We start from the raw sequence: 26,295 nt of genomic DNA, 5'->3' as shown, positions 1-26,295 counted from the left end.
TTAGCCGCGCCGCCTGCGAAACGGAAGCGACTCACGGCTTGGGGGCGTAGGTCTGGTCGGCGCTCGGAAATTCGCGGCTGCGCACCTCCGCAGCGTACATGGCGGCGCGCTCGCCAATATAGCCGGCCATGTCGCCGTAACGCTTCACGAAACGTGGCGTACGCTCGAACATGCCGAGCATGTCTTCGGTGACGAGCACCTGGCCGTCGCATTCGGCGGAGGCTCCGATGCCGATCGTGGGCACGTCGATCGAGCGGGTGATCTCGATCGCGATCGGCTCGACGACGCCTTCGATCACGATCGCGAAGGCACCCGCCTCGGCGACCGCACGCGCGTCGCCGACGATCTTTTGCGCTTCCGCCTCGGATCGCCCGCGCGCGCCGTAGCCACCAAGGGCATTCACCGCCTGCGGCGTCAGACCGACGTGGCCCATCACTGGGATGCCGCGCTCCGACAGGAACGCCACCGTCGAGGCCATCGCGGTGCCGCCTTCCAGCTTCACCGCCGCGGCGCCGGTCTGCTTGAGTAGCCAGGCGGCGCTCTCGAACGCCTTTTCGGGGCTCGCCTCGTAGCTGCCGAACGGCATGTCAACGACGACGACCGCATGATAGCTGCCGCGCACCACCGCAGCGCCATGCGCCGCCATCATCTCGAGCGTAACCGGCACCGTCGACGGCAGGCCGTAGATCACTTGGCCAAGACTGTCGCCGACGAGCAGCAGGTCGCAATGCGGATCGAGCAGTTGCGCCGTGCGCACGGTGTACGCGGTCAGCATCACCAGCGGCTCGCCACCCTTGCGCCGGCGCACCGCGGGCACGGTGAGCCGCTTCATCGGCGCGGATACCGGCGTGGCGCGGCTGGTCGAGCTGTCGATCGTGAAGGTCGTGGACATTGCGGGCGCTTAGCGGCTTCCCGTCACGCGATCCAGCCGCGTGCCCTGACCATGTTCGCGAACCACAAGCTCACGCCACCGACGATGATGATGACGGCGGGGAAATAGGTGGTCCAGACTCCCTTGGCGGCGATGATGTCGGTGGCGAGGAACATCCAGCCGAACATCACTACCGTGGCCAAGAGCGAGATGGCCGCGAGCGTGACTGCTTCGCGCCGGCGCAGGATCAACGCCACGCCCGTCGCGAGCGCCCCCCAGGTCGCGATGCCGAAGACCCAAACATACCAGCCCGGGAGCGAGGCGAAGAGCTGCCGATCATAGTCGGTCGGCACCGCCCCCATCGCGGCAGGGCCATGCGCGACATGCTCGTAGAAGGAATAGAGCCCCATCGCCTGCCACAGCAGCAGCAGGACCACGACGACCCAGAACCATGCCTGGGGGCGACGCGTGACGGCCATTCTTCCTCTCCCAGGCGGACGCGGAGATGCTGCGCTTTTCGTTGCGCGGATGCAATGTTCGCGCTCGGCGTGTTCGCGCGAATGTTGAGGAAGTTGAGGACGTCGCGCGGGTTTGCGGAGGGCCCCAACATTGGCGGATGGTGGGCCGGAGGGCGTGGCGTGGGGCATGCTGCCGGTGTGCCACAAACGCTAATCTGTAGGACAGGTTCGGGCGGTCCTCTTCGATCCTCCACGCCTAGCGGAGGCTCGAGCGAAGCGGTGGCAGAGCGCTGGATTAGACGTCTTCCCCTATGTCGATCCGATTGCCGTCAGGATCAGCGAACACAAAGGCCCGCTGTCCGTAATCCTTGTCTGCGAGGCGTTTAATGATCGTCACGCCCTGGGCCTCGCAAACGGCGTAAAGTGCAGCTACGTCGCTGACGAACATGTGCATGACATTTACGGTCGAAGGTGTGTGGTCAGGTTTCTGATTCAAATGGATTTCGGCTTGATCCTTCTCCAAGATCATGAATCCGACCGGGTCACCGTTTTCAAAGACCTTCTGAAAACCCAGGATGCGGGAATAGAATTCGTGTGCTGCCTGAATGTCTCGAACACAGATCCCGGGTGCGACTCGTCCGAAAGTGATCTCCGCGAGAGGAGGATCCGACATCGTCTCTTCCTTCCAATCAGGGGCGGCGTTGCGCATGCCAGTTGCGTAGCTGAGTCCTGATCCGTTTGCTGCGTTCGCGGTCCGTACTAATCAATCGCTGCCGGTGGCCGCTCGCGCGAGTTGCGGCGGCACCTTAGCCCTGCCGTCAGTTATGGCCTCATTCCTCCCCAAACACCACCGCATACCGCTCCGCCGAGAACCCCGCTTCGAATCACCTCGCCCCACACCAGCAGTGGGCGTTTGATCGTCGACGGGTGCGCCTGCATGATCGTCATCGCGCGCGCTTCGTCCAGGTCGGAGCGCTCCGCCTCGGGCAGCTTGCGAAAGGTGGTGCCCTGGCGGTTCAGCACCTTTTCCCAGCCGAGCCGTTCAACCGCGCGGGCGAGGATCGCGACGTCGACGCCGGCCTTCTTATAATCGTGGAAACGGTAGGCGATGCCGTGGGTGTCGAGCCACGTGCGGGCCTTCTTCACGGTGTCGCAGTTGGGGATGCCGTAGATCGTGGGTTCCATGCCGTTTCAATCGAGGAAACGGCCGAGGACCGCAACCGGCTGGGGCGCGAAGCCAAGCGCGGCGTAGAAGCCGAGCGCGTCTTCGTTGCCGTCGCGCACCATCAGTTGGAGCTTGGCGACGCCGCGGGCGCGGAGCCATTCCTCCGCCGCAACCATCAGCGCGCGGCCGTGTCCGCCGCGACGGCACTCGGGCGCAACGGCGAGGTAATAGACCCAGCCGCGGTGGCCGTCTTCGCCGACCATTACGCTGCCGGCGATGGTATCGGGGTCGCGGAGCAGCAGAATTGCGGAGGCCTGGCCGGTGACTGCACGGTGGAAGTCGCGCTCGGGCGGGTTCCACGGGCGGGTCAGGCCGCATGCTTCCCACAGGGCGACGACCGCTGCTTCGTCGGCGAGCGTCGCTGGCGTGATCATTTGCGCTGCTTGGCGAGATCGGCGTCGAAGGCGGTGCGGGCGTCGGCGACCAGCTTTGGCAGGACGGCCTTGTCGATCAGCGCGTTGCGGCGGACGCGACCCATCAGGTCGACCGATTCGGGGTGGAACGGCAGGACTACGTCGGGCTGCAGCGCGCCGAGCCGATCGAAGCTGCGGCGGAAATCGGCGACGATCCGTGGATAGCGTTTGTTGCCGACGAGCTTGTTGCCCGCGACGCTGACGCTGCATGCGAACAGCACGTCGAATTGGCGGCCCTCGTGCGGGAGAGTCATCGACCAACTGGTGCAGCCGGGCGTATGACCGGGTGTCGCGACCGCGGTAAGCGTGATGCCGCCGAGCGTCACCCGGCCACCGTCGGGAATTGCGCGATCGACCTTGGCGGCGGGGAAGCGGATGACGCCGTAGCTCGTCTCGCCGGGCGGCACGCCAGTGTTCACCGCGGCGGCATCGCCGACGCCGACCACTAGCTTGGCGCCGGTAGCGCGCTTCAGAGCGGCGAGGCCGCCGGCGTGGTCGAAATGTGCATGGCTGAGGAGGATAAATTTGACGTCAGACAGCTTAACCCCGCGCGCGACGATCGCGCGTTCGACGAGCGCTGCATTCTCCTCCATCGGTGCGTCGATCAGGATCGCGCCAGCCGGTGTGCGGATCAGATACGCTGCGAGCCCGTCGGTGCCGACGTAATCGATCGGGCCGATGATCGGGAATGGCGCGATCGGACGAGTCCAGGCGGGGGGATCTTTCTGCGCAGCGGCGGGTCTGGCGGCGAGCGTCGCCACCGCAGTTGCGAACCCGAGGGCGGTGCGGATCAGGGGGGCGCTCGTCATGCGGCCGGGGGTAATCGAGGTGGGTGCGAGTGGCTAGTCGTCGGTGTGCCGTGACGGTTCGCGAAGCCTTCGGTAGTCTCTCGCCGGAGGCGCGACGCGTAATACTGGCGCCCGAGACAGGAATTCACCGTGTCGGACCCGCGCCCCGTCAGGCTTGTGCCGCACGATCCATGCTGGGCGGCGTTGGCGGAGGATGAGATCGGTCGCCTTTGCCGGGCCGCGGGTTCGGCTTTCCTGGACATTCATCATATCGGCTCGACCTCGATCCCCGGCATCGCGGCCAAGCCGGTGCTTGACCTGCTCGGCGTTACGCGGAGCCTCGCGATGCTCGATGGCACACAGATTAGCGTGGCCGCGCTGGGGTATGCTTGCCGCGGTGAATATGGCCTCGTGGGTCGGCGCTATTTCACCCTGAGCGATCCGGAAACCGGCGAGCGCCGCGTCCAGCTTCATTGCTACGCGCACGGCGACCCGGCGATCGCGCGGCATCTCGCCTTTCGCGATTACCTGCGTCGCAGCCCTGATCTCGCCTTGCAGTACGAGCGCGAGAAGGCGCGGTGCGCCGCGCTACATCCGTATGATAGCGGTGCCTATACCGAGTGCAAAAGTGCCTGGATCAAGCGCGTCGAGGCCGAAGCGCAGCGGGTCGGTCGAGTGCCCTAACCGCCCGTTAGCCGAACAAAGCCTTGGCGGTGCTGTTCGGATCGGCAGGCTTTTCGCAGCGGATGATCTCGGCGTAGCGCGCCGGGATCGAAGCGCTATCGTAGCCTGTGGCGAACACGAAATGCACGCCACGCTTGAGCAGCGCGTCGGCAATGGGCCACGCCATCAGGCCTTGCAAATTGATGTCCATGACCGCGCCGTCGATGCGCTCGGTCTGTTCGATCAGCGCCATTGCGGCATCCACGCTCGCTGCCGGACCGATGATCTCGGCGCCGTTCGCAGCGAGTTGGCAGGCCATGTCCTCGGCGATGAAATAATCGTCTTCGATCACGAGCACGGTGCGTCCAGCGAGCATCGCCTGGCTCTCGATCGTCACCCAAGGTCTCGTTTGCGATTGCGATCGACGAGCGGGAGGTCGATCGTACACCGCACGCCATCGTCGTTGAGATCGAAGCTCGTCTTGGCGTTGAGCGCATAGGGAAGCGCGCGCTCGATCAATTCACGGCCATAGCCCTTACGCGCGTCTTCCTCACCGCCCGGCGCGCGGCCGACACCCGCCTCCACCCACTCAAGAATTAGATGCGGGGCAGCGTCGTTTTCCTGCTGCACCGACCACGTTACCGTCAGCGTCCGGTCGTCTGCCGCGAGCGCGCCGTGTTTGCGGGCGTTGGTTGCGAGCTCGTGGATCGCGAGCGCCATCGTCTGCACGATGGTGTCTCGCAGCACGACATCGGGGCCATCGAGCGTTACTCTGCTGTCGGAGGCGTCGGCGCCTAGCGCGTCCAGCTCCATGCGGACCAGCGCGCCGATCGTGATCGGCTCGATGTCGGTGCGGGACAGCAGGCCCTGGACCCGCGCGAGCGCCGCCAGCCGCGCGTTGAATTGGGTGCGGAATTCTTCGGTCGGGCCAGTGCGCGCCATTGTCCGGTTAGCGATCGCGCTGACCACGGCGATCAGATTGCGGGTGCGGTGCTGGAGCTCGGCTACCATCACCTCCATCTTTGCCTCGGCGAGCTGCGCCTTTTCGGCGAGTTCCTGCTGACGCACCGACGACGCGAGCAGGGCATCGTTCATATCGCGCAGGAGCTGATCGTGCTCGGCGTCCTGCGCGGGATCGGTCATTTCGCTTTCCCTGGAAGATGCGGTTCGTCGGGATCGTCGGGCGCGCGACTCGCCAAATCCTGATCTTGCTGTTCGTTTGCCGTCCACGGCAGCGGTTCGGGAATGCCGCTGATGAGGCCGCGATAACCGCGGAGCGGCTCGCCGATCACGACGCCACGGTCGGTGATCGTATATTCGTGCATATCAATGCTGTGCGGTCCGCCACGCATCTTCACCACGATGATCATCTTGCGTAACTGCCCGTCGATCGAGACGTAGCGTAGTCGAACGATATCGTCCGTGAGGAATGAAATGGCGTAGTTGCTGAGGCCCATCGAGGTGGACGTCTCTTCCACCTCGACGGTGCTCACGACGGTTGCCCCGGTGCGGGTGAGTGCGCCGATCATCCGATAGAGCGACTCGCGGAATTCGTGGCGAAAATCGGGGGCGAGCGCCATTTCGAAGCCGACCAGCGAATCGATCACGACGCGTTTTGCGCCGATTTCCTTCACCGCCGCGATCACTTCGTGGACCGTCTCGTCGACGGAAAGGTCGAGCGGGCGGATGTAGATGATCTTGAGCGTACCCGCATCCTGCGGTGCCACGAAATCGATGCCGAGCTTGCCCGCGCGCCGGATATAATCCTTCGGCAGCTCCTCGAAGATGACGATAACGGCCGGCTCACCCTGACGGAGGCCTTCGGCCGCAAATTGCGATGCCAGCACCGACTTGCCCGATCCGGACGGGCCCGCGAGCAGCATACTATCGCCCTCGGGAATACCGCCGTTCAACAGCGCATCGAATCCGGGCACGCCGGTCGACAGGCGCCGCTCGCCTTTGACGTTACTCGACTCGACGGTCAGGCCGAAGGTGCGCGGGAAGGTCTGAACCCCATCGTCGGTGATGCGGAAGGTGTGCATGCCAGGAACGGTGTTCTGGCCGCGCATCTTGATGACCTGCATCTTGCGCACGATCGAATTGCGCTCGACGCTTTGATTGAGCCACAGCAAGCCGTCGGCGACGGTGAAGACCGGATTGTCGCGGAACTCGGCCTCCGAATATTCGCCGATCAGGAACGACGTGACCTGCCAGCTGGTGAGGTAAAGCGCCAGGCGTTGGATGAAATCCGGCAGGCCCATTCCGCTGGCGTCGGTCTGGCCGCCGCGCAGCATCGTGCGAAAGGAATCGACGAAGACCATGCCGGCATTCGATTCCTCGACCTCCTTGACGATGGCATCGAGCACCGCGCCGAGATCTTTCGCCATCACGACGTGGCTGAGATTGATGAAGCGAATGGCGCCATTGACCTTCGCCATGTCGAAGAAGGAAAACTGCTGCTGGTAGCGCAGCATCTTGATGGCCGGCTCGCCAAGCACGGTGAAGTAGAGCGCCGGGCGCTCTTCCGTCGCGTTGGCGAACATGATCTGATGCGCCAGCGTCGTCTTGCCGCCGCCGGGGTTGCCGGCGATGATGTTGAACGAATATTCCGGCAGCCCGCCGGCGAAGATTTCGTCGAGGCCGGGGACACCGGTGGGCAAGCGCCTGATCAGCACCCGGTCCCGCTCCTGCTCTGCCCTGTCAGTGTTCATGCGATTGGCCTTGTATCTCTGATGTCATCTACCACCGACGCTTCGGGCCATGCGTCGCGAACAAGCCGCAGCGTGAGGGGCTCGCCGACAAAGGTGACGAGAAGCCCCAGAAACTGCGCGATTACTGCGAGCACCGCATCGTCCGATCCCTGCTCCAGCCCTTCGAACGAACCATCCGCCGCCATCGAGACCTGTCGCAGCGAAGGATGTTCGGCACGCGCCAGTGCGAGCGCCCGTCGCACCAGCGAGGCGAACCCGTCCGGTCCGGCGAACCGGGCGAGCGCAATACGCAGACGATCGAACACCCGCGCCGTCTCAACGGCCGGATCGTCTGTCGCGCCGTCAGGCCGCCCCTCCAGGGTCAGCAAGCGTTGCGCCAGCGCTCGTATTGCTAAAGGTGGATTCCTTTCGAGCGACATGACCTCTCTTCGATCTTTTCGGCAAAGTGTTCAACCACGTTGCCGATGCCGCCACCGACGGAGCCCCCCATCATGACCATTCCGATCCTCGACGCCGCCGCGCTGAAACGCGAAGCCTGCCTGATCGACGGCGAATGGGTGACGGGCGACGCGTGGATCGACGTCGACGATCCGGCGACCGGCGCGGTGATCGGGCGGGTGCCGCGGTTAGGGCGGGTCGACACCGAGTGCGCGATCGCGGCGGCGCAGCGCGCGATGGGGCCGTGGGCGGCGCGGACGGCGAAAGAGCGCGCGGTGGTGCTGCGGCGCTATTTCGACCTGATCGTGGCGCATCAGGAACCGCTGGCGGCGCTGCTGACGCAGGAGCAGGGCAAGCCGCTGGCCGAGGCGCGCGGCGAAATCGCTTATGCGGCGAGCTTCATCGAATGGTTCGGTGAAGAGGCCAAGCGCGTCTATGGCGACGTGATCCCGAGCCATGCCGGCGACAAGCGTATCATCGTGCTGAAGCAGCCGATCGGCGTCGTCGCGGCGATCACGCCGTGGAATTTCCCGGCGGCGATGATCACGCGCAAGATCGCGCCGGCGCTGGCGGCAGGCTGCGGCGTGGTGGTGAAGCCTGCCACGCAGACACCGTTCACCGCGCTGGCGCTGGGCGTGCTGGCGCAGGAAGCGGGGCTTCCCGACGGGCTGCTCAACATCGTCACCGGCAGCTCGACCGAGATTGGTGCGGCGCTGACGCAAAGCCCGGTGGTGCGCAAGCTGAGCTTCACCGGATCGACCGAGGTTGGCGCCAAGCTGTTCGCGCAGTGCGCGCCGACGATCAAAAAGCTGAGCCTTGAGCTGGGCGGCAACGCGCCCTTCATCGTGTTCGACGACGCCGATCTCGATGCGGCGGTGGCGGGCGCGATCCAGTCCAAGTTCCGCAACGCGGGGCAGACCTGCGTGTGCGCCAACCGGATATACGTGCAGGCTGGAGTGCATGACGCGTTCGTGGCGAAGTTCACCGCTGCGGTCGCCAAGCTCCGGATCGGCGCGGGCGATGCTGACGGGACGGACATCGGACCGGTGATCGACGAGGCAGCGGTGCGCAAGGTGGAGGCGCATATCGCCGACGCCACCGCCAAGGGCGCGACGCTGGTGCTTGGTGGCGCGCGCGACGTGCTGGGCGGGCGCTTCTTCCAGCCGACGGTGCTGACCAGCGTGACGCGCGCGATGATCGTGACGCAGGAGGAGACGTTCGGGCCGCTCGCGCCGATCATCCGCTTCGACGACGAGGCCGACGTGATCGCGATGGCGAACGACACGCCGTTCGGGCTCGCGGCGTATTTCTACGCGCGCGACATCGGCCGGATCTGGCGCGTCGGCGAGGCGCTGGAGGCGGGGATTGTCGGGGTGAATACGGGGTTGATCTCGACCGAAGTGGCGCCGTTTGGCGGGGTGAAGGCGTCGGGTCTCGGGCGCGAGGGGTCGCGGTATGGGATCGAGGATTTTTTGGAGATCAAGTATTTGTGTTTGGGGCTTTAGGGATGCGGCGTTCGTGTTCGGTGTAAGGGACTCCGTTCGCCCTGAGGAGGTGCCGAGCGACAGCGAGGTCCCGTCTCGAAGGGCATGCGCTGGGCATATGCTTCGAGACGGCACTTCGCCTGCGGCTCAGCACCTCCTCAGCACGAACGGTTGGGGTGTAGGCAATCCTCCCTAAATCACCGCCGCAAGTTCCGATGCCTGTTTGATCGCGCGCTTGGCGTCGAGTTCAGAGGCGTCGGAGGCGCCGCCGATCAGGCGGGGGGCATGGCCGCGCGCTACCAACTCATCGTGGAGCGTGGTGGCGCTGTCCTGGCCGGTGCAGACGATGATCGTGTCGGCCGGGATCGTCTGCGGCTCGCCGTTGACGGTGAGGTGCAGGCCTTCATCGTCAATCGCGACATAGTCGACGCCCGAAAGCATCGCGACATCGCGGCGCTGCAGCTTGATGCGGTGCGTCCAGCCGGTGGTGCGGCCGAGCGACTTGCCGAGCCCCGTCGCCTTGCGCTGCATCATCGTGACATTGCGGCCGCTGGAAGCGACGTGCGGCGTCACGCCTGTGACGCCGCCGCGCGGATGATTGTCGAAGTCGATGCCCCATTCCTTGGCGAACACCTCGACGTCGATTGCGCTCGACGGGCCGGCGTGGGTGACGAATTCGGCGATGTCGAAGCCGATGCCGCCCGCGCCCATGATCGCGACGCGCTCGCCGACGGCGGCCTCGCCGCGCAGCACGTCGATGTAGCTGACTGCCTTTGGGTGATCGATGCCGGCGACCGCGGGAACGCGCGGCTGAATGCCGGTGGCGATGACGATCTCGTCATAGCCGCCGGCGACTAGCGTCTCGGCATCGACATAGGTCGAAAGCTTGAGGTCGATGCCCTCCTTCTCGATCATCCGGCCGAAGTAGCGCAGCGTTTCGTAGAATTCTTCCTTGCCGGGCACTTGCTTGGCGAGGTTGATCTGCCCGCCGATTTCGTCCGCGGCGTCGAACAGCGTCACCTTGTGGCCGCGACCGGCGGTGATGTTGGCGAAGGCGAGGCCGGCGGGGCCGGCGCCGACCACGGCGATTCGCTTGGGGGTGGTCACGGCGGGGTAGTTCAGTTCGGTCTCGCGGCACGCGCGCGCGTTGACGAGGCACGAGGTGAGCTGGCCGCTGAAGGTATGATCGAGGCAGGCCTGGTTGCAGCCGATGCAAGTGTTGATCTCGTCGGCGCGGCCTTCGAGCGCCTTTACCGCGAAATCGGGGTCGGCGAGCATCGGGCGGGCAAGCGATACGAGGTCCGCGTCGCCGCGCGCTAGCACCTCTTCGGCCACCTCGGGCGTGTTGATGCGATTGCTGGTGATGAGCGGCACCGACAGCTCGTGGCGCAACCGTCCGGTCACGCGCGTGAAGGCAGCGCGCGGAACCATCGTGGCGATGGTGGGAACGAAGCTCTCGTGCCAGCAGAAGTGGTTGCTGACGACGTCCACCCCCGCGGCCTCCAGCGCCTTGGCGAGGCTGACCACTTCTTCCCACGCCAGCCCGCCCTCGAGCATGTCCATCGCCGAAATGCGGAAGATCAGCAGGAAATCCGGGCCGACCGCGGCGCGGGTGCGGCGGACGATCTCGAGCGGGAAGCGGGTGCGGTTTTCCCAGCTGCCGCCCCAGCGATCGGTGCGCAAGTTGGTCTTGCCGACGAGGAAGGTCGAGATGAGATAGCCGGCCGATCCGATGATCTCGACGCCGTCATACCCCGCCTCTTCGGCGAGCGCGGCGCAGCGAACGAAGGCTTCGATCTGTTCCTCGATTCCGGCCTCGTCGAGCTCGTTGGGCACGTGGCGGCCGATGCGCGATTTGACCGCGGACGGCGCGACGCAGGCGCTGGTATGCGCGAGCGGGCCGGAATGGAGGATCTGCATGCAGATCTTCACGTCGGGATCGGCGGCATGGACCGCATCGGTGACGGTGCGATGCAATGGCAGTTCGCTGGAACCGGTAAGCTTCGCGCCGCGGCCGCTGGTTTCGTGCGGGCTGAACCCGCCGGTGATGATCATCCCCACGCCGCCGCGCACACGCTCGACGAAATAGGCGGTCAGGCGCTCGGCGGCGTCGGGCAGATCCTCGAGCCCGGTGTGCATCGAGCCCATGATGATGCGATTCTTCAGCGCGACATTGCCGATGCGGAGGGGTGCGAACACATGCGGGTAGGCGGACAGGCCCGGCCAGGGCTCCACGTGGTTTCGCTGCAGCGACGTTGCCATCGGTATCTCTCCTAGATTTTGGGGCACCTTGCAGTGTGGCGAGCGTCTGCAAAAGCATAAAATTGAAACACGATATCGCTGGCGCCCCCTCTGACATCGCGACGCCTATTACGCGAGCATGGGCACGGCGGTGGAGCGGCGGTGCTTCCTCGAGTGCCCTGTACCGGAGCGATCGATTGATCCATGCCGGTGCCGGATGAGCACGATCGACCAGACATCGGGGGTGACGCCCCCTACCCGGCCCCGCCTGGATGCGCCGATCCTGCTGGGGGCGGTTGCCGCGTTCTGCGTATATCTTTCGATGTTTGCGTTCCGCAAACCCTTCGCCGCTGCCGCCTATGACGATGTTGCCGGCTGGAGCGCGGCAATCGACTTCAAGGTCGTTCTCGTGATCGCGCAGGTCGCCGGCTACGCGCTGGCGAAGATGATCGGCATCAAGCTGATCGCCGAGCTCGACGGGCGGCGGCGTGCGGCGGCGATCCTTGGGCTTATCGGCGCCTCCTGGGCAGCGCTGGTGCTGTTCGCGGTAGCGCCGCTGTGGCTTAAGATTCTCGCCCTGTTCCTTAACGGGATGCCGCTCGGGCTGATCTGGGGGCTGGTGTTCAGCTACATGGAGGGGCGACGCACCTCGGAACTGCTCAACGCGATCCTGTGCGCGAGCTTCATCGTCTCGTCTGGGCTGGTGAAGTCGGTCGCGGTGTGGCTGATGACATCGTTCAGCGTGAGCGAATGGTGGATGCCGGCGGCGACGGGCGTGCTGTTCATGCCGCTGCTGGTCGGCTCGACGCTGCTGCTCGCGCGGATGCCGCCGCCCGACGCCGCCGATGTCGCGGCGCGGACGCTGCGCGGGCCGATGTTCGCGGACGAGCGGCGCGCGTTCCTGCGGCGGTACGGGCCCGGACTCGCGATGCTGGTCGGCGGCTACGTGCTGTTCACCGCGCTGCGCGACTTCCGCGACAATTTTGCTGCCGAGTTGTGGCGCGAATTGGGCTATCAGGGTGTCTCGGGCGTGTTCACCGCGAGCGAGCTGCCGGTTGCGGCGATCACGCTGCTCGCGCTCGCCAGCCTGATGACGGTGCGCAACAATGCGCGAGCGTTGGCGGCGATGCATTTGATCATCGGCGGGGGTGCGGCGCTGATCGGCGCATCGACGCTGGCGTTCCAGGCCGGGCTGCTCTCGCCGATCGGCTGGATGATCGCGTCCGGCGCGGGGCTGTACCTCGCCTATACGCCGTTCAACGCGATGCTGTTCGATCGGCTGATCGCCGCCGCGCGGCAGCCGGGAACGGCGGGGTTCCTGATCTATGTCGCGGATGCCGCGGGCTATGTCGGCAGCATCGCGCTGCTGCTGTTCCGCAACCTGTTCACCGGCGACTTGCCGTGGCTGACCTTCTTCGAGCGCGGCGCGCTGGTGACGTCAGTTGGGGGCGTGGTGCTGACTGGGATTAGCGCGGTCTATTTCGCGCGCCGCGTGCGCGCGGCGGCGCACGGAGCGACAAGCGCCTGAGCGACAACCGTGTCGTTGCGGATGTCGTCCCTCCCGAGGTTGAAAGCCGCCGGTCGGCGGCGCATGCTCGCCGTCAGAACTGTAAATTGGGGGTGGAATGATCAAGCGCACCAAGATGCTCGCAGGGTTGCTCGCCGGCGTAGCGGCTTTGACGATGACATCTCCTGTCGCGGCGCAGAGCGAACCCGACACTGCTCGCGAGGCGGCGTTCGATGCCAGCGTCAGCTCGGAGGATCAGCTCGTCTGGATGAAGGACATGGCGTCGGCGCCGCACCATGTCGGCTCGCCGAAGGGCCGCGCCAACGCCGAGGCGACGCTCGCGCTGTTCAAGCAATGGGGCTGGGATGCGCGGATCGAGACGTTCGACGTCCTGTTCCCGACGCCGATCTCCACGACGGTCGAGATGATCACGCCCGAGCGCGTCGTACTCGGCGGGCAGGAGCCGGCGGTGGCGGACGATCCGACGTCGGCCGATCTCTCCAAGGCGCTGCCGCCGTACGTCGCTTATCAGGGCGACGGCGATGTCACGGGCGATCTGGTCTATGTGAACTATGGCATGCCCGACGATTATGCCGCGCTGGCGCGGCGCGGGATCGACGTGAAGGGCAAGATCGTGATCGCGCGCTACGGCGGTGGCTGGCGCGGGCTGAAGCCGAAGCTGGCGCAGGACCATGGCGCCATAGGCTGCATCATCTATTCCGATCCCAAGGACGATGGCTACGGCCAGGGCGACGTCTATCCCGAAGGAGGCGCTCGTCCACCTGCGGCGGTGCAGCGCGGGTCGGTGCTGGACATGGCGATCCACCCCGGCGACCCGCTGACGCCGGGGCGCGGCGCCGTGCCGGGTGCAAAGCGGCTCGACCGGGCGGCGGCGGCGACGATCCTGAAGATCCCGGCGCTGCCAATGTCGTATGGCGATGCGCAGAAGCTGCTGGCGCAGCTGACCGGGCCGGTGGCACCCGAAAAATGGCGCGGCGGGCTGCCGATCACCTATCATATCGGCGGCGGTGGCGGCGTGTCGGTGCATCTCGCGGTGAAATCGAACTGGGCGCTGACGCCGGTCCACAACGTGATCGCCAAGCTGCCCGGCGCGCAGATGCCGGATCAATGGGTGGTGCGCGGCAATCATCGCGATGCTTGGGTGTTCGGCGCGTCCGATCCGCTGTCGGGGCATAGCGCGATGCTATCCGAGGCGAAGGCGCTCGGTGCCTTGTGGCAGCAGGGATGGCGGCCGAAGCGCACGATCGTCTACGCCAGCTGGGATGGCGAGGAGGAGGGGCTGCTCGGCTCGACCGAATGGGCCGAGGCGCATGCCGACGAGCTGCGAAAGAAGGCGGTGGTCTACCTCAACACCGACAGCAATGGGCGTGGGTTCCTGTATGCCGCGGGAAGCCCATCGTATCAGCATCTGGTGAACAGCGTTTCAGCGGCGGTGACCGACCCGCAAACGGGGGTGAGCGCTTCGAAGCGCATGCGCGGCCAGTTGCTGGCGGAAGCGTTCGAGGACCAGGGCGGGTCAAACAAGCGCGCCATCGACGCGGCGGAGGCAGGCGCCGATCTGCCGATCAGCCCGCTGGGATCGGGATCGGATTATGCCGCGTTCGTGCACCATCTCGGCGTGCCGTCGCTCAACGTTGGCTTCGGCGGGGAAGACGAGAGCGGCGGGGTTTATCACTCGGCGTACGACTCGTTCCATCACATGACGACGTTCGACGATCCCGGGCTGAAATACGGCGCGGCATTGTCGAAGGTTGTCGGGCGGATGGTCCTGCGGATCACCGATGCCGATCTGCCGGTGACGCGCTACGGCGATTTCGCGACGGCGATGGGCGCATATCTCGGCGAAGTGAAGACGCTCGCGGGCAATCGCCGCGAGCGCGATCGCAAGCGCGAGAAGCTGATGGCGGACGGCGCGTTCCGCTTGGCGTCCGATCCGCTGAAGCCGGTCGGCGCGCCCGCTGTCGTGCAGCGCACGCCGTTCATCGAGTTTGCGGCGCTGGAAGAGGCCGTCGATCGGCTGCGCGAATCGGCGAGCGCCTTCGATCAGGCGCTGTCCGATCGTGGCGCGTCGCTTGACCCGGCCAGGCGCGCGAAGCTTTCGGTGCAATTGCGCGATATCGATCAGCTGCTGCTCGACGAACGCGGATTGCCGGAGCGGCCGTGGTACAAGAACCTCGCCTACGCGCCGGGGCGCTTCACGGGCTATGGTTCGAAGACGCTGCCGGGCGTTCGGGAGGCGATCGAGGAGCGCCGGTTCGCCGATGCGAACGAATACACCGAGCGGACCGCAAAGGTGCTGACCGACTATGCGGCGCGGCTGGATCTCGCGCGGGCCACGGTAGAAGGACGGTAAAATGGTGGAGCCGAGGGGGATCGAACCCCTGACCTTTCGCATGCCATGCGAACGCTCTCCCAGCTGAGCTACGGCCCCATCCGTCCGGGAAGCGCCCCCTAACGGGGCGCTGCGGGATTGGCAAGCGACCTGATGGTCGCTTGCCGCACTCGATCAGTTGTTCTCGTCTTCGTCGGTCGGCGCGTCGACGCCGAGGTCGTCGTCCCCGCCCAGATCGACTTCGTCGTCTGCGCTGGGCTCCTCGTCCTCGTCGGCGACCAGATCGTTCTCGTCGTCACCGGCAAGATCCCGATCAGGCGTCGCCTTCTCGGCCTTCGCCGCCTCGAACGGCATCGGCTGCTTGGACTTTAGAATCGGCTCGGGAAGCCATGCATAGTTGCATTCGATGCAACTAATGGGATCGTCCTTCTGCAAATCGTAGAAACGCGTAGCGCATTTCGGGCACGTACGTTTCGTGCCCCATTCCGGCTTGATCATGCCGCGTCGTGCCTTTCGGGTGGGATTGTCAACGGGTTCAAACCCGCGAAGTGGGGCGGGCATTGCCATAGCACAACCCCGCTGGCAAGGCGCCGCGGGCAATGACGCACCCCCTTCCCCGCCCCGTCACGATCCAGCCCGCCGAGCGGCTCCACGGCCGTATCCGCGTGCCCGGCGACAAATCGATCAGCCACCGTGCGCTGATGCTGTCGGCGCTCGCAGTGGGCGAAAGCCGAATCGAGGGACTACTTGAGGGCGAGGACGTGCTCGCCACCGCGGCGGCGATGCGGGCGATGGGAGCGAGCATCGCGCGCGACGACGACGGCATCTGGCGGGTTAGCGGCGTGGGCGTCGGCGGGCTGCTGCAGCCCGAGGCGGCGCTCGGCATGGGCAATTCGGGCACGTCGACGCGGCTGCTGATGGGACTGGTCGCGAGCCATCCGATCACCGCGACGTTTATCGGCGACGCGTCGCTTTCGTCGCGGCCGATGAAGCGCGTGATCGATCCACTGGCGACGATGGGCGCGGATATCACTGCCTCGCCGGGCGGGCGCTTGCCGCTGATGGTGCGCGGGCTCTGCCCGGCGGTGCCGATCGAATACGAACTGCCGGTCGCATCTGCGCAGGTGAAGTCTGCGGTGCTGCTGGCGGGGCTCAATACGCCGGGGATCACGCGGGTGATCGAGCCGATCGCCACGCGTGATCATAGCGAGCGGATGCTGGCGGGGTTCGGGGCGACGATCGATGTCGAGCAGACCAACCGTGGGCGGATCATCTCGATCACTGGTGAGGCCGAGCTGAAGCCGCAGTCGATCGTGGTGCCGGGCGATCCCTCGTCAGCGGCGTTCTGGATGGTCGCGGCGACGATCGTGCCGGGCAGCGACGTGGTGATCGAGAATGTCGGGCTGAACCCGACGCGCGCGGGGCTGATCGTCGCGCTGCGGATGATGGGGGCGGACATCACCGAGCTCGATCCGCGCAGCGTCGGTGGTGAGCCAGTAGCGGACCTGCGGGTGCGGCATACGGCGCTGACCGCGATCGAGGTGCCGCACGATCTCGCGCCTGCGATGATCGACGAATATCCCGTGCTGTTCGTCGCGGCTGCGTTCGCCACCGGGCGCACCGTGGCGCGCGGCGCGGACGAATTGCGCGTCAAGGAATCGGATCGCATCGCGGTGATGAAGGCCGCGCTCGACGCCAATGGCGTGACGACGATCGAGCATGAAGACGGGCTGTCGATCAAGGGCAGCGGCGGCGATCCGATCCCCGGCGGCGCGCAGATCGCCTCGAAGCTCGATCACCGGATCGCGATGAGCATGGTGGTCGCCGGGCTGCATGCGCGCCGGCAGATCAGTATCGACGACGCCAGTCCGGTCGCGACGAGCTTCCCGACGTTCTTCGCGCTGCTCGAGTCGCTTGGTGGGAGCGTGGCTTGGGGCTGATCGATCGACGGTCGCTGCTGGCGGGCGGCGCGGCGAGCCTGCTGGCGGTGCCGGCGTTGGGGCGCACGCTTGATCGGCCGACGCGAGAATTGATGGTGCCGGTCGAAGGCGGCCGGATCTATGTTCGCGTGAACGGCGATCTGACGTCGCCCCGCGCGCCGATCGTGATGGTCCACGGCGGCCCCGGCGGCACGCATGCGGGCTTCCTCGACGCGCTGCCGCTGGCGGACGAGCGCGCGGTGATCCTGTACGATCAGCTCGATTCTGGGCGGTCCGAACGGCCAGGCGATCCCGCCAATTGGCGCGTGGCGCGCTTCGTCGATGAGCTGGAGGCGATCCGCGGCGCGCTCGGCATTGCGCGCTGGCACGTGCTCGGGGCGAGCTGGGGCGGCACGGTCGCACTCGAATATGGTGCGCGGCGGCCGGCGGCGTTGAAGGGACTCGCGCTGGCGAGTCCGCTGATCTCGACCAGGAGCTGGCTGGCGGACGCGCAGGTGCTGATCGGCGATCTGCCGCAGCCGATCCGCGACGAATTGCAGCGCTGCGGCGCACTGACGCTGCTGGAGCCGCCGCCCGCGTGCGACGCACCGACGCGAGCCTTCTATGCGGCGTTCAACCGGCGCGAACCCGCGTCGGCTGAGGTTGTCGCCTATGCCGGTGACGGCGGCGGGTCGAATGCGCGGCTGTATCGTGCGATGTGGGGCGCAAGCGAGTTCGTCTCGACGGGCACGCTCAAGGATTATGATGGCGAGCCGTTGCTCGCCAAGCTGGAAGGAAAGCGTACCTTGTTCCTGTGCGGCCAATATGACGAAGCACGGCCCGTGACGATCGGCGCGTTTGCCGCGCGCACCCCCGGCGCGGAGTTCGCCGTCGTGCCGGGTGCGGCGCATGGCTTGTTCAACGATCGGCCGGTGGAAGCGCGCGCGATCGTGCGCCAGTGGCTCGCCCGACAGGACGCACTGGCATGATCATCGCCGTCGACGGCCCGGCTGCGTCGGGCAAGGGGACGATCGCCAGGGCGCTGGCGCGCCATTACGGTCTGCCGCACCTCGACACCGGACTGCTGTATCGCGCGGTCGCCGCGACGGTACTGCAGATGGAGCTCGATCCGACCAAGGAGGCCGATGCGGTCGCCGCGTGCAACTTCGACGAGCAGATGCTTGCGGATCCGGCCTTGCGCGATGACGAACTGGGCAAGGTGGCGTCGATCGTATCGGCGCATCCGCTGGTCCGCGCGGCGCTGCTGCAGCGCCAGCGGCGGTTCGCGCAGCAGGCGGGCGGCGCGGTGCTCGACGGGCGCGACATCGGCACGGTGATCGCGCCAAACGCGCTGGCGAAGCTGTTCGTGCGCGCCACGCCGACGATCCGCGCGCGTCGGCGCCACGCCGAACTGCAGGGTCGCGGCTCGGCGGCGACGTTCGATCAGGTGCTCGCGGACATTCGCGCGCGCGACCAGCGCGACAGCTCGCGATCGGCCGCGCCGCTGGTGCCGGCGAGCGATGCGGCGCTGCTCGACACGAGCTTCCTGTCGATCGAAGCCTCGGTGGAAAAGGCGATCGCTTTGGTCGAGGCGCGGCGAGGCAGTTAGATTATCGACGTCTGCCCAATCTTCGTGGCCGTGCGCCAGCCTGATGATCAATACGCCTTCATCATCGACTCGATAAACGATCAGGTGCGAGCGAAAGGGATGGACGCGAACGGGTGGCGACACTTCGTCACGCTCTCGGGCGACTGCGGGAAAGTCTGAGAGCAGCCGAAAATTGCGGAGCAGGCCCTCGGCATAACGCTCCGCTGTGTCGGTGTCGAAATCGCGAACGCCGCGTAGATAGATCTGGTTGAACTCGTATTCGGCGCGCGCGGTGAGTCTATAGCTCATCGGGGAGTTCGCCAGCGAGCGCGCGGGCGCGTACCTGCTGGAGGATTTCCTCACCGGAGAGCGGGCTGATGCCGCTCGCGAGCCCCTAGTCGCTCAGGCGCTGCATGTTCGCGATCTTGTCGGCGCGGATCTGTTCACGGCGGATCAGGTCGCGCACGACGTCACCCGAATTACCGTATCGAGCGGTCGCTGCCTGCGCTTCGACCCAGAGCTTCATTTCCTCCGGAAGCGAGATGTTCATCGTCGCCATGCAAGATCTCCTTCATGCAACACTCTGTGTTCTTGGCAAGGATTGTCAACCTTGCCACTTGGCGCCTCTTCGCCTAAGGGCGCACGGTCCGGCGGGCTGGGGTTCGCGGAGGCGCGGCGCGGAGGGTTTACTCTCGCGCCCTTTTCGCATTGCTGCGTCTTGGTCCTCAAGCCCCTGTTCGCGCGGATGCCGCGGCGGCATGGGGCCGGCGTGGCGGTGAAGGCCAAGACCAGCGGAACCAACCGCTTGGCCGGAAACGACCTGATTAGGACGAACGACTTTATGGCGACTCAGCCAACTCCAACACGTGACGATTTCGCGGCGATGCTCGATGACATGTTCGGCGGTGCCGACAGCTTCGAAGGCCGCGTGGTGCATGGCACCGTTACCGCGATCGAGAATGACATGGCCGTTATCGACGTCGGCCTGAAGAGCGAAGGCCGCGTGCCGCTGCGCGAGTTCGCGCCTGCGCCGGGCCAGAAGGCCGAGCTGAAGGTCGGTGACGAAGTCGAAGTCTATGTCGACCGCGTCGAGAACATGCATGGCGAAGCGATGCTGTCGCGCGACCGCGCACGCCGCGAAGCCGCATGGGACAAGCTGGAAACCGAATTCGCCAAGACCGCGCGCGTCGAGGGCGTGATCTTCGGCCGCGTGAAGGGTGGCTTCACCGTCGACCTCAACGGCGCCGTGGCGTTCCTGCCGGGCAGCCAGGTCGACATCCGCCCGGTGCGTGACGTGACCCCGCTAATGGACATCCCGCAGCCGTTCCAGATCCTGAAGATGGACCGCAAGCGCGGCAACATCGTCGTATCGCGCCGTGCCGTTCTGGAAGAGACCCGCGCCGAGCAGCGTTCGGGCCTGATCCAGAGCCTGGCCGAGGGCCAGATCATCGACGGCGTCGTCAAGAACATCACCGATTACGGTGCGTTCGTTGATCTGGGCGGCATCGACGGCCTGCTGCACGTCACCGATCTCAGCTACAAGCGCGTCCAGCACCCGTCCGAGATGATCAACATCGGCGACACGGTGAAGGTGCAAATCATCCGCATCAACAAGGACACGCAGCGCATCTCGCTGGGCATGAAGCAGCTCGAGAGCGATCCGTGGGATGGCGCATCGGCCAAGTATCCGATCGGCGCGAAGCTGTCGGGTCGTGTCACGAACATCACTGAATATGGTGCGTTCGTCGAGCTGGAAGCTGGCATCGAGGGCCTGGTCCACGTCAGCGAGATGTCGTGGACCAAGAAGAACGTACATCCGGGCAAGATCGTCTCGACTTCGCAGGAAGTCGATGTCGTGGTGCTCGAGGTCGATGCTGACAAGCGTCGCATCTCGCTGGGCCTCAAGCAGGCGCAGCAGAATCCGTGGGAGCGTTTCGCCGCCGATCATCCGGTGGGCTCGACCGTCGAGGGCGAAGTCAAGAACGCAACCGAGTTCGGCCTGTTCATCGGGCTCGACAACGATGTCGACGGCATGGTCCACATGTCCGACATCGCCTGGGGCGTTTCGGGTGAGGACGCACTCAACCTGCACCGCAAGGGTGAGAGCGTTCAGGCCGTCGTGCTCGACGTCGATCCCGAGAAGGAGCGCATCAGCCTGGGCATGAAGCAGCTCGAGCGTGGCGCACCGGTTGCGGGCGGCACGGTCGCGGCGGGCGATCGCCTCGGCAAGAGCCAGGTCATCACAGTCACGGTGCTCGAAGTTCGCGATGCGGGCCTCGAGGTGCAGGCGGGCGACGACGGCGCAACCGGCTTCATCAAGCGCATCGATCTCGGCCGTGACCGCGACGAGCAGCGTCCGGAGCGGTTCCAGGTCGGGCAGAAGTTCGACGCGATGGTCACCGGTTTCGATCGGTCGAAGAAGCCGACCTTCTCGGTCAAGGCAATGCAGATCTCCGAGGAGAAGCAGGCCGTGGCGCAGTACGGTTCGTCCGACTCGGGTGCGTCGCTGGGCGACATCCTGGGCGAGGCGTTGAAGGCGCGCGACAGCAAGAAGTAAGCACGGTTCGGGCCGGGTGGTTTCTATCACCCGGCCCATCTTTCCCTAGTGTTTGGTGGAGCCTGTCGTTTCCATCCTATTCCGGCCCGGCTTGACCTGTGTTAGTGCGATTAGCGGTTGCAAACGCGACTGTAGATCTGGGGTGGGGTGATGATTCGATCAGAGTTGGTGCAGCAACTGGCGGAGGAGAACCCCGGACTATCGCTGCGCGATATCGAGGCGATCGTCTCTACGTTCTTCGATGAGATCGTGCGCCGGTTAGCCGAAGACGGTCGCGTCGAGCTGCGCGGCTTCGGCGCTTTTTCCACGCGGGCGCGAGATGCACGAACCGGCCGCAACCCGCGCACCGGCGAAGTGGTCGAAGTTACGGCGAAGCGGGTGCCATATTTCAAGCCTGGCAAGGAAATGCGGCTGCGGCTGAACGTGTGAACGCTTGACGCGGGGCGCCGCGTGCCGCTTTCGGTGGCACGTGATGCGCGGACGTGGCGGAACCGGTAGACGCCGGAGACTTAAAATCTTCTGCCCGTATGGGCGTGCGGGTTCGAGTCCCGCCGTCCGCACCATCACTATTGCGTTGCTGCTCGCCAGCAGCGGATGCGAGCGACGGCCCGATGTCGGCGCGGTGATCGTCAGCGCGATCGGCGACGCGCCGAGCCTTTCTGGCGGTATCCGGGCCGATAGCGACACCGCGGATCGGCTGCTGATCGACAGCGTGGCACAAGGGCTGGTGCGGTTCGACGCCACCGGCCAAATCGAGCCGGGCGTGGCCGAACGTTGGATCGTCACCGACTCGGGCACGACCTACATCTTCCGTCTACGCGACATGACCTGGTCGGACGGGCGCCCGATGCGGGCCGCAGAGGTGGTCGCGATCTTGCGGCGACGGATCGCGCAGCGCGCCGACAATCCGCTCAAGCCGTATCTGACCGCGATCGATTCGATCGTCGAGATGACGCCGCAAGTGATCCAGATCGAATTGTCACGCCCACGCCCGGACCTGTTGAAGCTGTTCGCGCAGCCTGAGATGGCGATCATCCGCACTGCCCGGTCAGCCGGTAGCGGCCCGATGCAGATCGTCGGCGCCCCCCGTCGCGTCACGCGGCTGGCGCCGGCGGTCGATTCCAATCGTGCCGAGGACGAACAGGTCGCAACGACGCCGGAAGACCGGGTTTTGTTGGTCGCCGAACGGGCGTCGGCAGGCGTGCTGCGCTTCGCTGCGCGCAAGTCCGATCTCCTGGCGGGTGGCACGATCGAGCATTGGCCGCTCGTCACCGCTGCTCGCGTGGCGCCACGCAACATTCGGCTTGATCCAGCCGCCGGGTTGTTCGGGCTCGCTGCGGTACGGCGCGATGGCTTTCTCGCAACGCCGGAGAACCGCGCCGCCGTCGCGATGGCGATCGATCGTACGGCATTGACGCGCGCCGTGACAGACGATTGGCAGCCCACCGAAACGTTGCTGCCAGCGGCGCTCGACTCTTCCGCGCCGCCGACCCCCGCGGCATGGTCCGGCGTCGCTCCCGACGAGCGACTGGCGGCGGCGCGCGTGCAGATTGCGGCATGGCGCACGGCGAACGCCGCGATACCGGAACTGCGCATCGCGCTACCCCCCGGCAGTGGCGGCACGCTGCTGTGGGCGCGGCTTGCCCTCGACCTTTATGCGATCGGTGTCCGGCCGATCCGCGTCGGCATGGCAGACGAGGCGGACCTGCGGCTAGTCGATGCGGTAGCGCCGTTTGACAGCGCGCGCTGGTACCTTTCCACCGCCTGCCAGCCGTGCGGCGAGGCCGCGACCGAGGCGATCGAGGCGGCGCGATTGGCGCCGACGCTGGCGGAGCGCGCGCGGACGCTGGCAGTGGCCGATGCCGCGCTTGCCGCGGACATCGCCTTCATCCCGATTGCGCGGCCGTTCCGCTGGTCGCTGGTGGCGCAGCGGCTGCGCGCGTGGGAGCCGAACGAGCGCGCCTGGCACCCGTTGAACCGCCTGCGCCGCGACACCAATTGATATCCATGACGCAAGACGCCCGCCCGCACCCCGCCGCGCAACTCGCCGCATCGCTGCCGCTCGGGCGCGATCCCGCATCGGTGCGTCGTCGAGTCGAAGCAATGGAGCGTTTGCTCGAAGGGATGATCGAAGTGCCGGGCATGAACCGGAAAGTCGGGCTGGATTTCATCCTAGGGCTGGTGCCGGTGATTGGAGACGTCATCGCCGCAGGGTTGGGCGCCTATATCGTGTGGGAAGCTCGCAATCTCGGGATGAGCAAAATGCAATTGTTGCGGATGGGTGGGCGCGTCGGTTTCGACACCGCTCTGGGCCTCATCCCGTTCGTCGGCGACGCGGCGGACTTCTTCTACCGTTCGAACACGCGCAGCCTGAAGACGATTAAGCGGCATCTGGATCGGTACCATCCTGCGACGGTGACGATCGAGCGGTAAGCGCCAGTCAGGCTTCTTGTTGCTGCGGCTGATGGATCACGCCGCCTACGGTTGCCTTCGGTACGCCAGTGGTGCCGGGATAAGAGATCGGCAGACCCTTGAGCGTGCGGACGGCCATGTAGGCGAAGCCTTCCGCCTCAATTGCGTCGCCGTTCCAGCCTAGCGCGTCGACCGGCTCCGGGATTAAACCCGTTCGCTGCGCAATCATTGCGAGCATCGTTGGATTGTGGCGTCCGCCACCCGCTACCAGCAATCGCTGCGGCCTCGCCGGCAGCAACGTAATCGCCTCGGCGACGGTCGCCGCGGTGAAGGCGGTCAAGGTCGCAGCGCCGTCAGCGGTAGCGAGCCCGCGTGCCGGCTGGATGGTAAAATCGTTGCGGTCGAGCGACTTGGGTGGCGTCTGCGCGAAATAGGGGTGATCGAGCATGGCGGTGAGCACTGCCTCGTCGACCCGGCCCATCGCCGCCAATTCACCGCCCGCGTCAAAGCGCGCGCCGGTTTCACTCTCGATCCAGCTATCGATCAGGCCATTCGCCGGCCCGGTGTCGAACGCGACGATGCTGCCATCGTCACCGATCCAAGTGACGTTGGCGACGCCCCCAAGGTTGAGCACAACCAGCGGCCGCTCCAGCGCGGCGGTAAGCGCGGCGTGGTAGACCGGCAGCAGGGGAGCCCCCTGCCCGCCTGCGGCTACGTCGGCGCTACGCAACTCAGCTACGGTGACAATCCCCGTGGCGTCAGCCAGCGTCTGCCCGCTGCCGATCTGCCACGTCCAGCCGCGATCGGGCCGGTGTGCCACTGTCTGGCCGTGGAAGCCGATCACGTCGATCTCCTCCGCGCTGCGGCCCGCGTCCCGCAGCAGCTTCTGCACCGCGAAGACGTGCGTGCGGGTGATCAGATCAGATGCGGCGACGACGTCGGGGCTGGCACGCGGGCGATCGAAGGTGAGCGCCAATGCCGTCGCGTCGGCAAGCTGCGCGCGCGCGGCATCCGAGTAAGGCTCGCCACGAAAGGCGATCGAGCGCACCTGCGTCTCGCCGTCGGTCTCGATCAGCGCCGCGTCGATACCATCGAGCGAGGTGCCGGACATCAATCCGATCGCCAGCATAAGCCTGTTCCCTGATTACCCGCCTCCGCGGTGCTCTACGCCGAGCAGATTGGAGCGCATATGGCAAATTGAGCCGAACGGCACTATGTCGCCGCCTCTCATGGCAACTCGTCTTCCCTCACCGCCCCGCGTGGGCATGGTGTCGCTCGGCTGTCCGAAGAACCTCGTCGATAGCGAGCGGATCCTGACCCAATTGCGCGCTGATGGCTATCACATGTCCCCCGATTACGCCGGGGCGGACGTGGTGCTCGTCAACACCTGCGGCTTTCTCGATTCCGCCAAGGAAGAGAGCCTGGAGGCGATCGGCGAGGCGATCGCCGAGAACGGGCGAGTCATCGTCACCGGCTGCATGGGCAAGGAGGCGGAGGTGATCCGCGCGCGCTTCCCGAGCGTGCTCGCGATCACCGGGGCGCATCAGTACGAGCAAGTCGTCGAGGCGGTGCATGAGGCTGCGCCGGCGAACCTGTCGCCGTACATCGATCTGATCCCCGATGCCGGGCTGAAGCTGACGCCGCGGCACTACAGCTATCTCAAGATTTCGGAGGGCTGCAATCACCGCTGCGCCTTCTGCATCATCCCTTCGTTGCGCGGCGACCTCGTCAGCCGGCGGCCCGATGCGATCCTGCGCGAGGCGGAAAAGCTCGTCGCGGCCGGCACGAAGGAATTGCTGGTCATCAGCCAGGATACGTCAGCTTATGGCGTCGACCTGCGCCATGCATCCTATCCGTTGAAGGGCGGTGGTGAGGTTCGTGCGCACATGACCGATCTGACGCGCGAACTGGGGCGGATCGTCGCCCCGGTAACGGGGTGGGTGCGGCTGCACTACGTCTATCCTTATCCACACGTCGATCAGGTGATCCCGCTGATGGCCGATGGGCTGGTGCTCCCGTATCTCGACATTCCGTTCCAGCATGCCGCGCCCAACGTGCTGCGCGCGATGAAGCGGCCGGCGAACGATGCCAAGGTGCTGAGCCGCATCCGGCGCTGGCGCGAGATCTGCCCCGACATCGCGATCCGCTCGACCTTCGTCGTCGGATTCCCGGGCGAGACCGAGGCGGATTTCGAATATCTACTCGACTGGCTCGACGAGGCGCAACTCGACCGTGTGGGCGCGTTCCGCTTCGAGCCGGTCGAAGGGGCGAGTGCGAACTTCCTGCCCAACCCGGTGCCCGAAGAGGTGAAGGAAGAGCGCTACGCGCGCATCATGGAGAAGACCGCGGCGATCAGCGCGGCGAAGCTGCAGGCCAAGATCGGCCGCACGCTCGACGTGATCATCGACGCGGTCGGCGAGGACGGCGCGACCGGAAGATCGTACGCCGATGCGCCGGAGATCGACGGCGAAGTCCATCTGCGTGATGCCGGGCATCTCGCGGCGGGCGACATCGTGCGGGTGGCGATCGAGGACGCCGACGAACACGACCTGTTCGGGGTGCCGATCGGGGGCTGAAGGCCCGTGCGGTCGTTCGCCGCCTCTCCCGATCGGCCGAACCCGAGGCTGTGCAACAGGCCAAGCCCTTCCAGTCGCTTCTCAAATGCGA

The 26,295-nt window shown here is 66.0% G+C and carries 26 protein-coding genes, 2 tRNA genes and 1 pseudogene; 13 read left to right on the top strand and 16 right to left on the bottom strand.

Going from position 1 to position 26,295, the window contains the following annotated elements; all coding sequences use genetic code 11:
• Positions 1-31: 31 nt before the first annotated feature.
• The 6 genes from panB to bla all read right to left on the bottom strand — a co-directional run bounded on the left by panB (position 32) and on the right by bla (position 3,776).
• Positions 32-892 carry a 3-methyl-2-oxobutanoate hydroxymethyltransferase gene (gene panB / locus LLW23_RS16200; RefSeq protein WP_228946518.1) on the bottom strand — a complete coding sequence of 287 codons (861 nt, stop codon included), beginning with the start codon at positions 890-892 and terminating at the stop codon, positions 32-34.
• Between the two features lie 23 nt (positions 893-915).
• The gene (locus LLW23_RS16195; protein ID WP_228946517.1) at positions 916-1,350 is read right to left on the bottom strand and encodes a hypothetical protein; all 435 of its coding nucleotides are present in this window, start codon (positions 1,348-1,350) and stop codon (positions 916-918) included.
• Positions 1,351-1,624: 274 nt separating this feature from the next.
• On the bottom strand, positions 1,625-2,038 hold the full coding sequence (locus tag LLW23_RS16190; protein ID WP_228946516.1) for a VOC family protein: 414 nt from the start codon (positions 2,036-2,038) through the stop codon (positions 1,625-1,627).
• A gap of 113 nt (positions 2,039-2,151) precedes the next feature.
• Positions 2,152-2,514 carry an arsenate reductase gene (locus LLW23_RS16185; protein WP_228946515.1) on the bottom strand — a complete coding sequence of 121 codons (363 nt, stop codon included), beginning with the start codon at positions 2,512-2,514 and terminating at the stop codon, positions 2,152-2,154.
• A gap of 6 nt (positions 2,515-2,520) precedes the next feature.
• Positions 2,521-2,928, bottom strand: a complete 408-nt coding sequence (locus LLW23_RS16180; RefSeq protein WP_228946514.1) for a GNAT family acetyltransferase — start codon at positions 2,926-2,928, stop codon at positions 2,521-2,523.
• Positions 2,925-3,776, bottom strand: coding sequence for a subclass B3 metallo-beta-lactamase (bla, locus tag LLW23_RS16175; protein ID WP_228946513.1), 852 nt, complete (start codon positions 3,774-3,776; stop codon positions 2,925-2,927). Before bla ends, LLW23_RS16180 begins: the two co-directional genes overlap by 4 nt.
• Before the next feature lie 129 nt (positions 3,777-3,905).
• Between bla and LLW23_RS16170 the strand changes: the two genes are divergently transcribed.
• A complete protein-coding gene (locus LLW23_RS16170) occupies positions 3,906-4,439 on the top strand; it encodes a GrpB family protein (RefSeq protein WP_228946512.1) in 534 nt (177 codons plus the stop codon).
• A 7-nt stretch (positions 4,440-4,446) separates the two neighbouring features.
• Here the strand turns inward: LLW23_RS16170 and LLW23_RS16165 are convergent, their stop codons facing one another.
• The 4 genes from LLW23_RS16165 to LLW23_RS16150 are packed head-to-tail and all read right to left on the bottom strand — an operon-like array spanning position 4,447 to position 7,497.
• Positions 4,447-4,815, bottom strand: coding sequence for a response regulator (locus tag LLW23_RS16165; protein WP_228946511.1), 369 nt, complete (start codon positions 4,813-4,815; stop codon positions 4,447-4,449).
• Positions 4,812-5,561 (bottom strand): sensor histidine kinase, encoded by a 750-nt coding sequence (locus LLW23_RS16160; protein ID WP_228946510.1) that lies wholly within the window; start codon positions 5,559-5,561, stop codon positions 4,812-4,814. The genes LLW23_RS16165 and LLW23_RS16160 overlap by 4 nt, the downstream gene beginning before the upstream one ends.
• Positions 5,558-7,129 carry an ATPase domain-containing protein gene (locus tag LLW23_RS16155; protein ID WP_228946509.1) on the bottom strand — a complete coding sequence of 524 codons (1,572 nt, stop codon included), beginning with the start codon at positions 7,127-7,129 and terminating at the stop codon, positions 5,558-5,560. Before LLW23_RS16155 ends, LLW23_RS16160 begins: the two co-directional genes overlap by 4 nt.
• Positions 7,126-7,497: a hypothetical protein gene (locus tag LLW23_RS16150; protein ID WP_228946508.1), complete on the bottom strand. Its 372-nt coding sequence runs from the start codon at positions 7,495-7,497 to the stop codon at positions 7,126-7,128. The genes LLW23_RS16155 and LLW23_RS16150 overlap by 4 nt, the downstream gene beginning before the upstream one ends.
• Before the next feature lie 123 nt (positions 7,498-7,620).
• Between LLW23_RS16150 and LLW23_RS16145 the strand changes: the two genes are divergently transcribed.
• Entirely contained in the window at positions 7,621-9,072 is a 1,452-nt protein-coding gene (locus tag LLW23_RS16145) for an NAD-dependent succinate-semialdehyde dehydrogenase (RefSeq protein WP_228946507.1), read from the top strand.
• A gap of 171 nt (positions 9,073-9,243) precedes the next feature.
• On the opposite strand, the gene LLW23_RS16140 is transcribed toward LLW23_RS16145, so the two are convergent.
• The gene (locus LLW23_RS16140) at positions 9,244-11,313 is read right to left on the bottom strand and encodes an NADPH-dependent 2,4-dienoyl-CoA reductase (protein ID WP_228946506.1); all 2,070 of its coding nucleotides are present in this window, start codon (positions 11,311-11,313) and stop codon (positions 9,244-9,246) included.
• A gap of 196 nt (positions 11,314-11,509) precedes the next feature.
• Between LLW23_RS16140 and LLW23_RS16135 the strand changes: the two genes are divergently transcribed.
• Together LLW23_RS16135 and LLW23_RS16130 are read left to right on the top strand one after the other, a co-directional pair.
• The gene (locus LLW23_RS16135) at positions 11,510-12,820 is read left to right on the top strand and encodes a DUF5690 family protein (protein WP_228946505.1); all 1,311 of its coding nucleotides are present in this window, start codon (positions 11,510-11,512) and stop codon (positions 12,818-12,820) included.
• 97 nt (positions 12,821-12,917) lie between these two features.
• Entirely contained in the window at positions 12,918-15,173 is a 2,256-nt protein-coding gene (locus tag LLW23_RS16130; protein ID WP_228946504.1) for a M28 family metallopeptidase, read from the top strand.
• Between the two features lie 2 nt (positions 15,174-15,175).
• On the opposite strand, the gene LLW23_RS16125 is transcribed toward LLW23_RS16130, so the two are convergent.
• Positions 15,176-15,251, bottom strand: a tRNA-Ala gene (locus LLW23_RS16125).
• Between the two features lie 75 nt (positions 15,252-15,326).
• Positions 15,327-15,650, bottom strand: coding sequence for a TIGR02300 family protein (locus LLW23_RS16120; protein WP_228946503.1), 324 nt, complete (start codon positions 15,648-15,650; stop codon positions 15,327-15,329).
• A 101-nt stretch (positions 15,651-15,751) separates the two neighbouring features.
• Here LLW23_RS16120 and aroA point away from each other — a divergent pair, with 101 nt between their 5' ends.
• From aroA to cmk, 3 genes are read left to right on the top strand one after another with little or no spacing between them, the layout of a single operon-like run.
• Positions 15,752-17,092 (top strand): 3-phosphoshikimate 1-carboxyvinyltransferase, encoded by a 1,341-nt coding sequence (gene aroA, locus LLW23_RS16115; RefSeq protein WP_228946502.1) that lies wholly within the window; start codon positions 15,752-15,754, stop codon positions 17,090-17,092.
• A complete protein-coding gene (locus tag LLW23_RS16110) occupies positions 17,083-18,060 on the top strand; it encodes an alpha/beta fold hydrolase (protein WP_228946501.1) in 978 nt (325 codons plus the stop codon). The genes aroA and LLW23_RS16110 overlap by 10 nt, the downstream gene beginning before the upstream one ends.
• Positions 18,057-18,680, top strand: a complete 624-nt coding sequence (cmk, locus tag LLW23_RS16105; protein ID WP_228946500.1) for a (d)CMP kinase — start codon at positions 18,057-18,059, stop codon at positions 18,678-18,680. Before LLW23_RS16110 ends, cmk begins: the two co-directional genes overlap by 4 nt.
• A gap of 75 nt (positions 18,681-18,755) precedes the next feature.
• On the opposite strand, the pseudogene LLW23_RS17715 reads toward cmk, so the two are convergent.
• Together LLW23_RS17715 and LLW23_RS17635 are read right to left on the bottom strand one after the other, a co-directional pair.
• Positions 18,756-18,968, bottom strand: a pseudogene (locus tag LLW23_RS17715) (type II toxin-antitoxin system RelE/ParE family toxin); the annotation flags it as partial.
• Positions 18,969-19,053: 85 nt separating this feature from the next.
• Positions 19,054-19,218 (bottom strand): ribbon-helix-helix domain-containing protein, encoded by a 165-nt coding sequence (locus LLW23_RS17635; RefSeq protein WP_333473778.1) that lies wholly within the window; start codon positions 19,216-19,218, stop codon positions 19,054-19,056.
• A 282-nt stretch (positions 19,219-19,500) separates the two neighbouring features.
• Between LLW23_RS17635 and rpsA the strand changes: the two genes are divergently transcribed.
• The 5 genes from rpsA to LLW23_RS16075 all read left to right on the top strand — a co-directional run bounded on the left by rpsA (position 19,501) and on the right by LLW23_RS16075 (position 23,649).
• On the top strand, positions 19,501-21,216 hold the full coding sequence (gene rpsA / locus LLW23_RS16095) for a 30S ribosomal protein S1 (protein WP_228948611.1): 1,716 nt from the start codon (positions 19,501-19,503) through the stop codon (positions 21,214-21,216).
• Positions 21,217-21,366: 150 nt separating this feature from the next.
• Positions 21,367-21,645 carry an integration host factor subunit beta gene (locus LLW23_RS16090; RefSeq protein WP_228946499.1) on the top strand — a complete coding sequence of 93 codons (279 nt, stop codon included), beginning with the start codon at positions 21,367-21,369 and terminating at the stop codon, positions 21,643-21,645.
• 47 nt (positions 21,646-21,692) lie between these two features.
• Positions 21,693-21,779, top strand: a tRNA-Leu gene (locus tag LLW23_RS16085).
• Between the two features lie 11 nt (positions 21,780-21,790).
• Positions 21,791-23,218 carry an ABC transporter substrate-binding protein gene (locus LLW23_RS16080; RefSeq protein WP_228946498.1) on the top strand — a complete coding sequence of 476 codons (1,428 nt, stop codon included), beginning with the start codon at positions 21,791-21,793 and terminating at the stop codon, positions 23,216-23,218.
• 5 nt (positions 23,219-23,223) lie between these two features.
• On the top strand, positions 23,224-23,649 hold the full coding sequence (locus LLW23_RS16075; protein WP_228946497.1) for a DUF4112 domain-containing protein: 426 nt from the start codon (positions 23,224-23,226) through the stop codon (positions 23,647-23,649).
• 7 nt (positions 23,650-23,656) lie between these two features.
• On the opposite strand, the gene LLW23_RS16070 is transcribed toward LLW23_RS16075, so the two are convergent.
• Positions 23,657-24,757: an anhydro-N-acetylmuramic acid kinase gene (locus tag LLW23_RS16070; RefSeq protein WP_228946496.1), complete on the bottom strand. Its 1,101-nt coding sequence runs from the start codon at positions 24,755-24,757 to the stop codon at positions 23,657-23,659.
• Between the two features lie 100 nt (positions 24,758-24,857).
• On the opposite strand from LLW23_RS16070, the gene rimO reads away from it, so the two are divergent.
• Positions 24,858-26,204, top strand: coding sequence for a 30S ribosomal protein S12 methylthiotransferase RimO (rimO, locus tag LLW23_RS16065; protein WP_228946495.1), 1,347 nt, complete (start codon positions 24,858-24,860; stop codon positions 26,202-26,204).
• Positions 26,205-26,295: the final 91 nt, after the last annotated feature.

The organism is Sphingomonas radiodurans, from assembly GCF_020866845.1.
In the GTDB taxonomy this organism is placed as follows: domain Bacteria; phylum Pseudomonadota; class Alphaproteobacteria; order Sphingomonadales; family Sphingomonadaceae; genus Sphingomonas; species Sphingomonas radiodurans.
This window is presented reverse-complemented; position numbering and strand designations above follow the sequence as displayed.

Coding starts and splice junctions, on each gene's coding strand:
- panB (WP_228946518.1), bottom strand. CDS start 892: ATGTCCACGACCTTCACGATCGACAGCTCGACCAGCCGCGCCACGCCG.
- LLW23_RS16195 (WP_228946517.1), bottom strand. CDS start 1,350: ATGGCCGTCACGCGTCGCCCCCAGGCATGGTTCTGGGTCGTCGTGGTC.
- LLW23_RS16190 (WP_228946516.1), bottom strand. CDS start 2,038: ATGCGCAACGCCGCCCCTGATTGGAAGGAAGAGACGATGTCGGATCCT.
- LLW23_RS16185 (WP_228946515.1), bottom strand. CDS start 2,514: ATGGAACCCACGATCTACGGCATCCCCAACTGCGACACCGTGAAGAAG.
- LLW23_RS16180 (WP_228946514.1), bottom strand. CDS start 2,928: ATGATCACGCCAGCGACGCTCGCCGACGAAGCAGCGGTCGTCGCCCTG.
- bla (WP_228946513.1), bottom strand. CDS start 3,776: ATGACGAGCGCCCCCCTGATCCGCACCGCCCTCGGGTTCGCAACTGCG.
- LLW23_RS16160 (WP_228946510.1), bottom strand. CDS start 5,561: ATGACCGATCCCGCGCAGGACGCCGAGCACGATCAGCTCCTGCGCGAT.
- LLW23_RS16155 (WP_228946509.1), bottom strand. CDS start 7,129: ATGAACACTGACAGGGCAGAGCAGGAGCGGGACCGGGTGCTGATCAGG.
- LLW23_RS16145 (WP_228946507.1), top strand. CDS start 7,621: ATGACCATTCCGATCCTCGACGCCGCCGCGCTGAAACGCGAAGCCTGC.
- LLW23_RS16140 (WP_228946506.1), bottom strand. CDS start 11,313: ATGGCAACGTCGCTGCAGCGAAACCACGTGGAGCCCTGGCCGGGCCTG.
- LLW23_RS16135 (WP_228946505.1), top strand. CDS start 11,510: ATGAGCACGATCGACCAGACATCGGGGGTGACGCCCCCTACCCGGCCC.
- LLW23_RS16130 (WP_228946504.1), top strand. CDS start 12,918: ATGATCAAGCGCACCAAGATGCTCGCAGGGTTGCTCGCCGGCGTAGCG.
- LLW23_RS16120 (WP_228946503.1), bottom strand. CDS start 15,650: ATGATCAAGCCGGAATGGGGCACGAAACGTACGTGCCCGAAATGCGCT.
- aroA (WP_228946502.1), top strand. CDS start 15,752: ATGACGCACCCCCTTCCCCGCCCCGTCACGATCCAGCCCGCCGAGCGG.
- cmk (WP_228946500.1), top strand. CDS start 18,057: ATGATCATCGCCGTCGACGGCCCGGCTGCGTCGGGCAAGGGGACGATC.
- LLW23_RS17635 (WP_333473778.1), bottom strand. CDS start 19,218: ATGGCGACGATGAACATCTCGCTTCCGGAGGAAATGAAGCTCTGGGTC.
- rpsA (WP_228948611.1), top strand. CDS start 19,501: ATGGCGACTCAGCCAACTCCAACACGTGACGATTTCGCGGCGATGCTC.
- LLW23_RS16090 (WP_228946499.1), top strand. CDS start 21,367: ATGATTCGATCAGAGTTGGTGCAGCAACTGGCGGAGGAGAACCCCGGA.
- LLW23_RS16075 (WP_228946497.1), top strand. CDS start 23,224: ATGACGCAAGACGCCCGCCCGCACCCCGCCGCGCAACTCGCCGCATCG.
- LLW23_RS16070 (WP_228946496.1), bottom strand. CDS start 24,757: ATGCTGGCGATCGGATTGATGTCCGGCACCTCGCTCGATGGTATCGAC.
- rimO (WP_228946495.1), top strand. CDS start 24,858: ATGGCAACTCGTCTTCCCTCACCGCCCCGCGTGGGCATGGTGTCGCTC.